We start from the raw sequence: 12,525 nt of genomic DNA, 5'->3' as shown, positions 1-12,525 counted from the left end.
GACCGAGAGGGTTGGCACCTCAGGTGCACAGACTTAGGGCCGCGGAGCATCCGCGGCCGGAATACGTTCTCCTGCATATCAGCGACACGCATCTTGTCGGCGACGATGGTCCCCTTTACGGCGCTGTGGATGCCGACGGCCGACTGGGTGAGCTGCTCGAACAGCTGACCAGCTCCGGGATGTGTCCCGATGCCATCGTCTTCACCGGCGACCTGGCCGACACCGGTGAGGCTCAGGCATATCGCAAGCTGCGAGCGGTGGTGGAACCGTTCTCCGCCGAGCTTGGCGCCGAACTCATCTGGGTGATGGGCAACCATGACGACCGGGCCGCGCTTCGCAGCTTCCTGCTCGACGAGGCGCCGTCGATGGCACCGCTGGACCGGGTGCACATGATCGACGGCCTGCGGATCATCACCCTGGACACCTCGGTACCCGGATACCATCACGGCGAACTGCGGCGCTCCCAATTAAGCTGGCTGGCAACACAATTGGCGACTCCGGCACCGCACGGCACCATCTTGGCGCTGCATCATCCGCCGATCCCCAGTGTCTTGGACCTCGCGGTGACGGTGGAACTCCGGGATCAGGCCGCCCTTGGCCGGGTACTCGACGGCAGCGACGTGCGGTCCATTCTGGCTGGGCACCTGCACTACTCGACGAACGCCACCTTCGTCGGGATCCCGGTTTCGGTGGCATCGGCGACCTGCTACACCCAGGACCTCACCGTTGCCGCAGGGGGAACCCGCGGCAGGGACGGCGCGCAGGGATGCAACCTGGTGCACGTCTATCAAGACACCGTGGTGCATTCGGTGATCCCGCTCGGTGGCGGAAAAACCGTGGGCACCTTTGTCTCTCCCACCCAGGCGAAACGTCAGATCGCCGAAACCGGGATGTTCATCGAGCCGTCGCGGCGCGATTCGCTGTTCAGCCAGCCTCCAATGGTGCTGACGCCAGCGGCGCGGCCGGGGCCGGCCCACTGACGTCCGCGGCCACCTTTTCCCACGGCGCGGGGATCGGAAAGTACCGCTCCAAGAAGCTGACCACCCGTTGTGCCCGCTCGGCCGGGTCGACTTCGGGGAAGCTGCCGTCGTTCAGACAGAAGAAGTGGTACTGGCGGTGTTTCCGCAATTCCTCCAGCAGGTCCAGGCCCGCGTGGGTGGTGGTGTCGACGTAGCGAACCTTGGCATTTTCCTGTTGGACGGCACGGCCGGTCATCAGCGCGTAGTAGTGGTACAGCGAGTTGGTTACCGAGATGTCGGTGGCCGACCGGAACGCGCTGGCCCGGGTGCACGCGAACTCCTCGGGGAATTCCTGCTCCATCTCGATGAGCACGCTCTTGCGCAGCGGGACCGCGGTGTGCTCGAGATGGCGCGTGATCAGCTGCCCGAACCGCTCGAATAGCAGCCGCCGGTTGACTCGTGCCGCGTTCTCGTGACCGCTGCGGGCCGGATCGTTGGTGCCCAGCCCTATCCGGGTCTTGGCCTCGATGAACTTCGTGACGCCGCCGGGGGAGAAGAACATGCTGGCCTTGACCGGCCGCCCGAAGAACATGTCGTCGTTGGAATACAGGAAATGCTCGCTCAGCCCCGGGATGTGGTGCAGCTGGCTCTCCACCGCATGCGAATTGTAGGTGGGCAACGCGGCACGATCCGAGAAGTGATCCTCGGCTCGAACGATGGTGATTTTCGGATGGTCGGCTAACCACCGCGGCGGGGCTGAATCCGTCGCAATGAAGATACGACGAATCCACGGGGCAAACATGTTCACCGACCGCAGGGCGTATTTCAACTCATCGATTTGCCTGATGCGTGCTTCGGCGTCGTCGCCTTCGCCGACCACGTACTGCGACATTTGCGCGGCACGCCGCGCCCGGAAAACCGGGTCACTGCCGTCGACCCAGGAGAACACCAGATCAATGTCGAACGTCACGTCGCTGGCATGGGGCGTGAACATTCCCTCCAGCGTCGGCCACTTGTATCCGTACAACTTGACGGTCGCCGGGACCAGCTCATTGCGGGGCAACACTTTGCGGGTGAGTGAGTTCTCCACCGGACAACGGATCACCGTCTCGTCGAAAACCCAGAATTGAAGCTCAACTCCGAATGCCGGACCATACCGGAATCCGCCCGGCGCAATCCGTTGCCGATACAGCCTGAGGATTCGCGGGTCGCCCATTGCGGAAAGCCGGCCATTGGCCAGCAACACCGCCGGAATGCCCTTCTGATCGATTGTCTTGGCGTACATCGGCTCGGTGACACACGCCGCAGCAAAGGCTTGCTCGACCGCGGGACGCAGTCGGATGTCGACGGCCAGGATCGGCCTGTTTTTGTGGTTGCGAACCAATAGAAACGGAATGTTGGCCCGATTCAACGCCTTTCGCACAAAAACCAGGTCCTCGAGCTGTGCCTCGTGCGGGGTAAGGCTGGATTCCAGGCGGGCGATTTTGCCTCGCCGGGTGACGATGATGGGAGCCAGGCTACGCTCGGCGGGCCGGCCGCCATCGCACGAAGGGATTCTGGGCATCGGAACACCGCCTTAGGTAGAGGTGATTAGGGCACGGAGAGGATCTCACACTTTGTGCGCCGGTGCAGAGTGAGAGCGCTCCCCGCTATCGAAGCGCATGAATGCGATGCGAGCCAAGTCTACAACGCTTGTGCGACAGCCGATTTAGCACCGCCTGGATACGCGCTGGCAATCTGCTGGCTTGCGGCTGCGTATCACCGATTCAGTTTCAGTGGACCCGGTCCTGCTGGTCGGGCAACACGGTGCCATCGGCTTGACGAAGCGGCGCCTGGCCGCCGTCGGGCTCGTTGAATCCCTGGGTTGCGCACCGGTAGGGCGGGCTCACCGGCAGGGGATTGATAAAGACCGGGTTGACCATCCACTTGCCGTCGGCATTGGCGTACGCCCAGCACATCAACTCGATCTGGTTGCGATTCAGGACGAGGCGCAGTTCGGTCGCGTCCGTGACGAACGTCACGTCTCCGTCGGAGTCGCCCGCGGCGAACACCTGCCGACGCTGCTCCGGAGACTGCTGGAAGGCAGCTGCGCTCTCGACGCCGAACACCTGCTCGTTGACCCGGCATCGCTTGCCCTCGTTGAAGGGGATCGACGGTTCGCCGCCACACACTGCCAGGCGAGACGTCAGAACGTCACCGTCATGGTCCGTGCGCACGCCCATCACGTGGTCAGCCGGGATGCCGATGCCGGTCGCCCACACCCGGACCACCGGCTCAGCCGACGCGGAGATGATCCGCACGTCGAACCCGTCGGCTTGCAGCGTGCCGACGAGGTCTCGCATCTGTGTGTAGTAGCGCACCCAACCGGTCTGTCGGGTACTGCCCACGGTCTGCTCGGATCCCTGGGTGGCGTCGAGGTTCTGCTTCCTGGCCGCGGTAGCGAATTCGGTGACCTCGGCGTCGGTCCAGCCGGCCAGCAGCTGGGCCGCCCAGGCGTCGCCGGGTTGTATGCGGCGGTGGTTGTAACCAGTGAACGCGGTTGCACCCGAACGGGTTTCGCGCGTGGCATAAACGGCCACCAGCTCATCAGCGCAGCCGGTGCTGGAGCCGGTGGGCAGCGGTTGTCCGGGATCCGCGAGGCCACCGCAAGCGGCGGCCAACGCCGCCGCGGCTTCGGTGGTGAGGTATGCGCTGGTGGTGGACCAGCTGCCGCCGGCAGGCTGACGCACTTTGGAGTTGTTGATCATCCAGAAGAACGTCGCACTCCCGACGTCGTTTCGGACCATGGTGTTGTCCCAGTCGAACAACGCCAGGGGAGCGCCGGCGGCAACAGATCCGGTCTTTCCGCAGCTGCCCAGCCGGTTGATCAGCGCGTCGATGCGCTCGCGATTGTCGCCATACCAACCCGGGTCGGCGGCCACGATGCGGCAGTTGTGCGCGGCCGCATCCGAATGTCGGCCGGTGTAGCTACAACCGGTGAGGGTCAGCACCGGTGTCAGCGCAGCGGCAAGCAGGCGCAAAGGCCAGAGCCTCATCGATTCTTCCCGTCTCTGGCCTCCGTCAAGGATTGATCGTGTACTCGCCGAACTGACGTCCCCAGACATATTCGGTGAACATCGGCTGGCCGAGTTCGACATGGTTGTAGGGCGCCACGCTGGCGCCGACATCCATCACCAGAAACGGGGCGGGCCACAAGTCGTGAGTGATCGGTTGCCAGCACCCCGGTTTCCCGCCCGGTCCTCCCCGGGCGTTGACCCGCGGCAGGTTCTCCGGATAGATGTAGGGGCTGGGTGCGCCGGTAATGCTGCCGGAAGCGGCCCCCAGCGAGTAGCCGGTGAAGCCGAGTGCAGCGCGGATTTTGGGCCCGACTTCGTTGTAGTTGCGGATGGTACAGAAGATTTCGGGGCTGTACTCGTCGAGCAGCTGGCTGGGGATAACCAGATCGGCGGCCCCCCGGGCCAGATATGGCCCGCCGCGACCGAACACGTCAGAACCGTTGTTGCCCAACCCAACCGCCGCCAGCAATGCGGCATCAAGGCCGGCCTGCCCGTGGTTCGTGGTTCGCGCGGTAGTCACCGCCTGGTCCAGCGCAGTCCACAAGTCCGGCGCCGCATCGGCGTAGACGTCGCCCAAGGCCGCCAGTCCCTGTATGTCGGCCCGAACCATCGGTAGCCGCGGGTTCACGTCGTCGAGGATGGCGCTGCCGTTGACCAGTGCGGCGCCGAACTTGTCCCCGAGGCCGCTCAGGGCCTGAGCGGCCGCGCCCAGCGTCAGGTTGAGCTTGACCGGATCGACCTTTTCGGCAATCGCCGTCAGCGTCTGGAACAGCGTGTTGAATTCCGTCGTCACCGCCGTCGCGTCGATCACCATGGACGGGTTGATGTGTTGTGGATCAGCGATTTTCGGTGACGTCAGCGACACGTACTTGTTGCCGAAGACCGTCGTCGCCTTGATCTCGCCGCCCACATTGGCCGGAATCGAGTCGATGTACTTCGGATCGACGTCCAGTACCAGCTTGGCCGCCGGAACGCCGTCTCGCGTGACCTCCGAAATGCTGGCCACCCGCCCGATCTGCACACCGTTGTAGGTGACCTTGGCGCCCGGGTCGGTCACCAGACCCGCGCGCGGAGCAAGCATCGTCAACTTGGTCTTCGGGATGAAAGCCCCGCGAAACTGGGCGTAGAGCCCGGTGCCGACGAGCGCCAACACCATCAGCCCCAGCAGACCGATGATCTTGTACGGTGGCCGCGTTCGCGGATCCATGATTCTGAGACCCTAGAGCATGGCCACCCGCGGTAAAGCCGATCCGGCTAAGACTCGGCAGGCTGTGTTGGCCGTCGCGGACTGGCTGCACGACGAGACGCACCCGGCGCCCGACCGGGACGCGCTGGGGACCGCGGTTCGGCTCACCGCGCGCACCCTGTCCGCGCTGGCTCCCGGCTCCAGCGTCGAGGTCCGGATCCCGCCTTTCGCGGCGGTGCAATGTGTTTCCGGGCCTAAGCACACCCGCGGCACACCGCCCAATGTCGTGGAAACGGCTCCGCGCACCTGGCTGCTGCTGGTCACCGGACTATTGACCGTCGAGGACGCAGCGGCCAGCGGAGAGCTGATCGTGTCGGGTTCGCGGGCGCGTGAGATCGCGTCGTGGCTGCCGCTGGTGAACCTGTCGAGCTGAATATCGGCGGCATCCCGCCGCTGCGCCGGCGTACGGGCAAGACTCGCGGTCCCCGGACACGCCCCGTCGATTCGGCGACACGCCCGGATTACCCGTAGACTCCCTATACGTCACCATTCGTGCCCCAGGGAGTCGCCTAACCGTGACCGTCCAGCAGCCCGAGCAAGACCTGAACTCGCCCCGTGAAGAGTGTGGTGTATTCGGGGTTTGGGCCCCGGGGGAAGACGTCGCCAAACTGACCTATTACGGCCTGTACGCGTTGCAGCATCGCGGCCAGGAAGCCGCCGGGATCGCGGTAGCCGACGGCTCCCAAGTGCTGGTCTTCAAGGATCTCGGCCTGGTCAGCCAGGTATTCGACGAGCAGACTCTGGCGGCCATGCAGGGCCACGTGGCCATCGGGCACTGCCGCTACTCCACCACGGGCGACACGACCTGGGAGAACGCCCAACCGGTGTTCCGTAATACCGCTGCCGGCACCGGGGTCGCCCTGGGACACAACGGGAACCTGGTCAATACCGCCGCCCTTGCCGCCCGCGCCCGCGAAGCCGGATTGATCGGTGGCCGCTGCTGCCCCGCGCCGGCGACAACCGACTCCGACATCCTGGGCGCGTTGCTGGCCCACGGCTCCGCCGATTCCACCCTGGAACAGGCGGCGCTCGAACTGCTGCCGACCGTGCGCGGCGCGTTCTGTCTGACGTTCATGGACGAGAACACGCTGTATGCCTGCCGAGACCCGCACGGTGTGCGGCCGCTGTCGCTCGGGCGGCTGGATCGTGGCTGGGTGGTGGCCTCGGAAACCGCTGCGCTCGACATCGTCGGCGCATCCTTTGTGCGCGACATCGAACCGGGCGAATTGCTGGCGATCGATGCCGACGGCGTCCGGTCCACTCGCTTCGCCAACCCCACGCCCAAGGGCTGCATCTTCGAATACGTCTACCTGGCTCGTCCGGACAGCACGCTGGCCGGCCGGTCGGTGCACGCCACCCGACTGGAGATCGGTCGTCGGCTGGCCCGCGAATGCCCGGTCGACGCGGACCTGGTCATCGGGGTGCCGGAATCGGGCACACCCGCCGCGGTGGGATACGCCCAGGAATCCGGTATCCCGTACGGGCAGGGCTTGATGAAGAACGCCTACGTCGGGCGCACCTTCATCCAGCCCTCGCAGACCATCCGGCAGCTGGGCATCCGGTTGAAGCTCAACCCGCTCAAAGAGGTGATCCGCGGCAAGCGGCTCATCGTCGTCGACGACTCGATCGTGCGGGGCAACACCCAGCGCGCGCTGGTGCGCATGCTGCGCGAGGCCGGCGCGGTGGAAGTGCACGTGCGGATCGCCTCGCCGCCGGTGAAGTGGCCCTGCTTCTACGGAATCGACTTCCCGTCGCCGGCCGAGCTGATCGCCAACGCCGTTGAGGCCGAAGCCGAAATGCTCGAAGCGGTCCGGCATGCCATCAACGCCGACACGCTCGGATACATTTCGCTGCGCGGACTGATCGCGGCGACCGAGCAACCCGCCTCCCGGCTGTGCACCGCCTGTTTCGACGGCGTCTACCCCATCGAACTGCCCAGCGAGAGTGCGCTGGGTAAGAACGTCATCGAGCAGATGCTCGCCAACGCGGCCCGTGGAGCCGGGTTGGGTGGCCTCGCCGGCGACGAAGTACCGGTCGGTCGCTGACCAAGCCAACCCCGGTAGTTGATTCCGATAGGCGATCGGCCTGAGAGCGCCGGTCGCCGATACCGGTGATGGGTGCGGCCCGGTAGCCTTTATCGCGATGACGGAACCGCCACAAAGTCCAGAAAGCTCCCTCAGAGGCCCGAGTATCCAGGGCATCACCTATGTCTCGGCGGGGGTGGACATAGACGCCGGTGACCGCGCCGTCGAGTTGTTCAAGCCGCTGGCAACCAAAGCCACCAGACCCGAGGTGCGCGGCGGTCTGGGCGGTTTTGCCGGGTTGTTCGCGCTGCGCGGCGGCTACCGCGAACCGGTGCTGGCCGCCTCCACCGACGGGGTCGGCACCAAGCTGGCGGTTGCTCAGGCAATGGACAAACACGACACCGTCGGCCTCGACCTGGTCGCGATGGTGGTCGACGACCTGGTGGTCTGCGGTGCCGAACCGCTTTTTCTACAGGACTACATCGCGGTCGGTCGCACGGTGCCGGAACGGGTGAGCGCGATCGTCAGCGGTATCGCGGAGGGCTGCGTGCGTGCTGGTTGCGCACTGCTGGGTGGCGAGACCGCTGAACATCCCGGCTTGATGGAACCCGACCACTACGACATCTCGGCCACCGGCGTCGGCGTGGTGGAGGCCGACGATGTGCTGGGTCCCGAGCGTGTGAAACCTGGCGACGTGATCATCGCGATGGGGTCGTCGGGTCTGCATTCCAACGGATACTCGCTGGCCCGCGCGGTCCTGCTGGAGATAGACCGGATGAGCCTGGCCGGTTACGTGGAGGAGTTCGGTCGGACTCTGGGCGAAGAATTGCTGGAGCCCACCCTGATCTACGCCAAGGACTGTCTGGCGCTCGCCGCCGAAACGCACGTCCGCACGTTCTGCCACGTCACCGGCGGCGGGCTGGCCGGCAACCTGGAACGGGTCATTCCACACGGTCTGGTCGCTGAAGTAGACCGAGGCACATGGACACCCGCACCGGTGTTCGCCATGATCGCCCAGCGTGGCCGGGTAGTACGGCAAGAGATGGAAAAGACGTTCAACATGGGCGTCGGGATGATCGCCGTCGTGGGTCCCGAAGACACCGACCGGGCGTTGGCCATACTGACGGCCCGGCACCTGAACTGCTGGGTTTTGGGAACCGTGCGCAAAGGTGGGAAAGACGGTCCGCGTGCGACATTAGTCGGCCGGCATCCTAGGTTTTAGACACCGGCCCCATTCTGTTTGCGCTGATCCCCGCCTCGCGCTCGGCGCGGACAGCACGAAAGTCCCTTCTGCGATTGCGCCGGGTTGCACTGCCATACGGCGGAAAAAGGTCCGCCGACTGCGCTTGGCGCGGGCGACCGGGCTAGCCGGAGGCCCCGCTGAGCCCGGCAGCGCCCGGGTCGCCGCTGTGTCCGGGTGCGCCCGCATCGCCCGGCACAGCCGGTCCGCCTGCCCCGCTCGCGCCGCCTGTTCCGCCGGCGCCGCCTGCGCCGCCTGCGCCGCCTGCGCCGCCTGCGCCGCCGGTGCCGCCGGTGCCGGGGCTGCCTGAACGGCCGAACAGTCCGCCCGCGCCAGCGGATCCGCCGGCGCCGCCATTGCCGCCGCCACCGCCGTCGCCGCCGTCGCCGCCTGCCCCGCCGTCACCGCCGGCGCCGCCGGAAACCCCGGATCCGCCGTTGCCGCCGCCACCGCCGACGGCGCCATGCGCACCGTTGCCGCCGTTGGCGCCGCCGCCGCCGGCGCCGCCGTCACCGCCGACACCGAACAAGAGGCCACCCCGACCGCCGGCGCCACCGTGCCCGCCGCCGCCACCGCCATGGCCGGCCACTCCGGCACCACCGATGCCGCCAGCACCACCGCCGCCTCCAGTACCGCCAACAGTGCCGTTTCCGCCGTTTCCGCCGTGGCCACCCGGCGCGCCGATACCGCCTACGCCGCCAGCACCGCCGCCGCCACCGCCGCCGCCGTCGCCGTTGCCGCCATTGCCGCCGTGACCGCCGGGCGCGCCGGCACCACCAGCACCACCGACGCCACCGCCGCCACCACCACCCGCGCTGGAGGATTGTCCGAGCCCGCCAGCACCGCCGCCGACGCCGCCGCCGTTGCCGCCGGAACCGCGCGGGCCGCCGGCACCACCGTCGACACCGCCACCGGGGCCACCGGAGACGGCCGAACCGCCGCTACCGCCGCTGCTGCCGATTCCCCCGCCGCCTCCTCCTCCACCACCAGCGCCGGAGCCGGAGTCGCCGGTGCCGCCGGCGCCGCCGCTGCCGCCGGGCGCCCCGGGGCCGCCCGCCCCACCAGCACCACCACCACCGCCACCGTTAGCGCCGGGCGCGGTGCTGTCGGTGCCGCCGCTGCCGCCGCCGCCGCCAGCTTGCCCGCTGACCGTGCCGTCGGAGCCGGGCCCACCTCCGGCATGGGCGCCGGCGTCGGTGCCGTGAGCCGCCGGCGTGATTGGTGTGGCGAGGCCGGGATTGACCCCGTCTGCGCCGAGTGCCCCGGCTCCGCCACGCCCGCCGGCTCCGCCGACGCCGAACAACCCGGCATCACCGCCGGCCCCGCCGCTGCCACCCATGCCCCCCGCTACGGCCGCGGCCCCGCCGGACCCACCGACACCGCCATTGCCGTACAGCCAGCCTCCCGCACCGCCGGCGCCACCGGCTGCACCGGCCCCACCGGCACCCCCAGCGCCTCCATTGCCGATCAATCCCGCGGCTCCACCAGCACCACCGGCGACGCCCGCGGTCGTGCTGGCACCCCCATTGCCGCCGTTGCCGTATAGCAAGCCCCCGGGCCCACCGGGTTGACCCGGCGCGCCCGGCGTCCCATCACCAATGAGCGGACGCCCCACCAACGCGCGCGCCGGGGCGTTGATCGCATCGAGCACCAGCTGCTGCACATTGACCGCTTCGGCACCGCCATATGCGTTTGCTGCGGCCACCAGCGCCCGCACAAATTGCTGTTCAAAGGCCGCAGCCCGGACGCTGAGCACCTGGTAAGCCTGCCCGTGGCTGGCAAACAACGCGGCCACGGCCACCGACACCTCGTCGGCAGCAGCTGGCGCCACCGTCGTGGTCGCCCTCGCCACGGCCGCATCCGCAGCATCAACCGCCGATCCCACCCGGGCCAAGACCGCCGCTGCCTCTACCATCCACACCGGTTGGGCCACCACAAACGACATCGCACGCCTCCGTTCGACGGCCACCACGCCGGAATCAGACGTCCCGAGTATGACAGCAGATACTCACCCGGAGTCCCCCATTTCGTCGCAAGAGTGCGGATCGACCGGGCTGCAAACGGCGATATCTGTTTATGCCCGCGTGCTGCTCAGGATGATTGAGCCGATTCTTATCGGCGTCGCTTGGCATAGCGACAATAAACGGACAACGTCCTTGCGGGAGGGACCGAATGCAACACCACCCGCACCCCGGTCCACCAGGTCATAGGTCCACTCGCACCTCCGGTAGAGGTGGATCGCCCCCCACCGATGGCTCACCGGTAAACTTGGCTCTTTCGCCGGGTATTCATACGCGTATTTGTGAAACCAGCCCGACGGCCCGCACGGCCGCAGAATGGGGGGAAACGGGGGCGTGGGTGCCCTTCTAGCGGCGCCAGCTGTCCTCGTCGGCCCACGAGTCGTCGACGTCGTCGTCTACCTGGTCAGATGCATCGGCACTTGCTCCCGACAGCTCGCGCTGAAGCCGCTGGAAGTCGGTCTGCGGGGAGCTGTATTTGAGTTCTCGAGCAACCTTGGTCTGCTTTGCCTTAGCCCGGCCGCGGCCCATGGGGGGACCCCCTCGCGAAATAACGGAGCGGCCTACGAGTAGGCGGCTCCGATCTCTTAGTGTCGTTATTGTCCTGCCGACAGCTTACCGTGCCCGTGCGTGAGCGTGGGCACGCCCTGGCACCCAAGTGCCGGCAGCATGGCGGACGTCACAGGTTTCACTGGACACCGCGTCGTAATCGTTCGACGGCCAGCCGCCCAGCGCCAACTTCGTCGGCAGGCGGCACGGACTCGGCGTCAATCACCGCGGCGATGTCGGCATCTGGGCCGGTCATGAGCTCGGTGTCGGCCGGCAGCCCACGCTTGACCAGAGCCAAAGCGACGGGGCCGAGGTCCACGTGCTCGACCACCGTTCCGACGCGTCCGACAGCGCGACCGCCCGCCATCACCGCATCACCGGTCGACGGCCGATCCCCCGAGCCGTCCAGATGCAACAGCACCAGCATCCGCGGCGGTTTGCCTAGGTTGTGCACCCGCGCGACGGTTTCTTGTCCGCGGTAGCAGCCTTTGTCCAGGTGTACGGCCCCGAGCCCGGGCCCGCCGATCCAGCCCACTTCGTGGGGAATCGTTCGTTCGTCGGTGTCGACGCCCAGCCGGGGGCGTCTGGCCGCCACGCGGTGCGCTTCGTAGGTCCACACCCCGGCCGGTCGGACACCCGCTTGCGTCAAGCGGTGCTGCCAGTCGGCGCAGTCTTCGCGCGGCACAAGCAGGTCCAGTTCGATCTGGCCGGCGGGAGCCGGCATCCGGCGCACGAATCCGCCGCCGGCGAGCGGGACCGCGGCCATTTCGGAAGGCAATGCATCCAGGCCCACCACGTCCAGCACCGCTCGATCGGCCAGCCGCGGGCCCAGCAGCGACAGCACCGCCAGATCGGCGGCCTCAGGGGTGACGGCGGCCCAGAACACCATCTTTCGCAGATAACTCAACAGCGGTTCGCCGCGCCACGGCTCGGTGTCGAGGTAGGTGGTGTCAGCCAGCTCGGTTTGGATCCAGTGGTCTTCTACCCGGCCTTGCCCGTCCAGGCTGAGATTCTCGGTGCTGGCACCTTCGGGCAGATCACTGACGTGCTGCGTGGAAATGCTATGCAGCCAGGTCTGCCGGTCCTTGCCGGTCAAGGTGATGACGGCCCGGTGGGAGCGGTCGACGAATACGCTCTCGGTTTCGGCCGCGCGCTGTTCGCCCAACGGATCACCGTAATGCCAGATCGCGCCGGCGTCGGGTCCTGGATCCGGGGCTGGAACTGCGGTCACATGTCGACTCTACGGAAACGCGATGCAGCGAACTCCCCGAACCGAGCGGGCTTGAACCCGCTGCGCGCGGCACTGCCGCGCTTGCGATCGGCGGTGACGCCTGGTGGCGACCCGCTGCGCGCGGCACTGCCGCGCTTGCGATCGGCGGTGACGCCTGGTGGCGACCCGCTGCGCGCGGCACTGCCGCGCTTGCGATCGGCGG

Annotated in this window: 10 protein-coding genes; 4 read left to right on the top strand and 6 right to left on the bottom strand. The window is 67.4% G+C overall.

Annotated features, from left to right (window positions below; all coding sequences use genetic code 11):
• The first annotated feature begins 23 nt into the window (after nt 1-23).
• Nucleotides 24-980 (top strand): 3',5'-cyclic adenosine monophosphate phosphodiesterase CpdA, encoded by a 957-nt coding sequence (locus tag MKAN_RS10410; protein ID WP_036395456.1) that lies wholly within the window; start codon nt 24-26, stop codon nt 978-980.
• Here the strand turns inward: MKAN_RS10410 and MKAN_RS10405 are convergent.
• The 3 genes from MKAN_RS10405 to MKAN_RS10395 form a co-directional block, all read right to left on the bottom strand.
• The gene (locus MKAN_RS10405; protein WP_023368027.1) at nt 925-2,523 is read right to left on the bottom strand and encodes a stealth family protein; all 1,599 of its coding nucleotides are present in this window, start codon (nt 2,521-2,523) and stop codon (nt 925-927) included. The genes MKAN_RS10410 and MKAN_RS10405 overlap by 56 nt on opposite strands.
• 208 nt (nt 2,524-2,731) lie before the next feature.
• A complete protein-coding gene (locus tag MKAN_RS10400) occupies nt 2,732-3,994 on the bottom strand; it encodes a haloacid dehalogenase-like hydrolase (protein ID WP_225722879.1) in 1,263 nt (420 codons plus the stop codon).
• 25 nt (nt 3,995-4,019) lie between these two features.
• On the bottom strand, nt 4,020-5,222 hold the full coding sequence (locus MKAN_RS10395) for an MCE family protein (RefSeq protein ID WP_023368023.1): 1,203 nt from the start codon (nt 5,220-5,222) through the stop codon (nt 4,020-4,022).
• A gap of 19 nt (nt 5,223-5,241) precedes the next feature.
• On the opposite strand from MKAN_RS10395, the gene MKAN_RS10390 reads away from it, so the two are divergent.
• From MKAN_RS10390 to purM, 3 genes are all read left to right on the top strand, one after another.
• Complete coding sequence (locus tag MKAN_RS10390; protein ID WP_023368021.1) at nt 5,242-5,634, top strand: sterol carrier family protein; 393 nt, start codon at nt 5,242-5,244, stop codon at nt 5,632-5,634.
• Between the two features lie 142 nt (nt 5,635-5,776).
• On the top strand, nt 5,777-7,306 hold the full coding sequence (gene purF, locus MKAN_RS10385) for an amidophosphoribosyltransferase (RefSeq protein WP_023368019.1): 1,530 nt from the start codon (nt 5,777-5,779) through the stop codon (nt 7,304-7,306).
• Nucleotides 7,307-7,403: 97 nt separating this feature from the next.
• Nucleotides 7,404-8,507, top strand: coding sequence for a phosphoribosylformylglycinamidine cyclo-ligase (gene purM / locus MKAN_RS10380; protein ID WP_023368017.1), 1,104 nt, complete (start codon nt 7,404-7,406; stop codon nt 8,505-8,507).
• Between the two features lie 142 nt (nt 8,508-8,649).
• Here purM and MKAN_RS10375 read toward each other — a convergent pair whose 3' ends face one another.
• The 3 genes from MKAN_RS10375 to ygfZ form a co-directional block, all read right to left on the bottom strand.
• The gene (locus MKAN_RS10375) at nt 8,650-10,470 is read right to left on the bottom strand and encodes a PE family protein (RefSeq protein WP_023368015.1); all 1,821 of its coding nucleotides are present in this window, start codon (nt 10,468-10,470) and stop codon (nt 8,650-8,652) included.
• 421 nt (nt 10,471-10,891) lie between these two features.
• On the bottom strand, nt 10,892-11,074 hold the full coding sequence (locus tag MKAN_RS10370) for a DUF3073 domain-containing protein (RefSeq protein WP_023368013.1): 183 nt from the start codon (nt 11,072-11,074) through the stop codon (nt 10,892-10,894).
• A gap of 157 nt (nt 11,075-11,231) precedes the next feature.
• A complete protein-coding gene (ygfZ, locus tag MKAN_RS10365; protein WP_023368011.1) occupies nt 11,232-12,323 on the bottom strand; it encodes a CAF17-like 4Fe-4S cluster assembly/insertion protein YgfZ in 1,092 nt (363 codons plus the stop codon).
• Nucleotides 12,324-12,525: the final 202 nt, after the last annotated feature.

This window comes from Mycobacterium kansasii ATCC 12478, assembly GCF_000157895.3.
GTDB classification, from domain to species: Bacteria; Actinomycetota; Actinomycetes; order Mycobacteriales; family Mycobacteriaceae; genus Mycobacterium; species Mycobacterium kansasii.
The sequence above is the reverse complement of the archived record's forward strand: the minus strand, read 5'-3'. Positions and strand labels throughout refer to the sequence as shown.

What these genes read in the sequence shown, in the direction of transcription:
- MKAN_RS10395 (WP_023368023.1), bottom strand. Translation starts at nt 5,222, where the DNA reads ATGGATCCGCGAACGCGGCCACCGTACAAGATCATCGGTCTGCTGGGG.
- MKAN_RS10370 (WP_023368013.1), bottom strand. Translation starts at nt 11,074, where the DNA reads ATGGGCCGCGGCCGGGCTAAGGCAAAGCAGACCAAGGTTGCTCGAGAA.
- MKAN_RS10375 (WP_023368015.1), bottom strand. Translation starts at nt 10,470, where the DNA reads ATGTCGTTTGTGGTGGCCCAACCGGTGTGGATGGTAGAGGCAGCGGCG.
- MKAN_RS10405 (WP_023368027.1), bottom strand. Translation starts at nt 2,523, where the DNA reads ATGCCCAGAATCCCTTCGTGCGATGGCGGCCGGCCCGCCGAGCGTAGC.
- MKAN_RS10390 (WP_023368021.1), top strand. Translation starts at nt 5,242, where the DNA reads ATGGCCACCCGCGGTAAAGCCGATCCGGCTAAGACTCGGCAGGCTGTG.
- purM (WP_023368017.1), top strand. Translation starts at nt 7,404, where the DNA reads ATGACGGAACCGCCACAAAGTCCAGAAAGCTCCCTCAGAGGCCCGAGT.
- MKAN_RS10400 (WP_225722879.1), bottom strand. Translation starts at nt 3,994, where the DNA reads ATGAGGCTCTGGCCTTTGCGCCTGCTTGCCGCTGCGCTGACACCGGTG.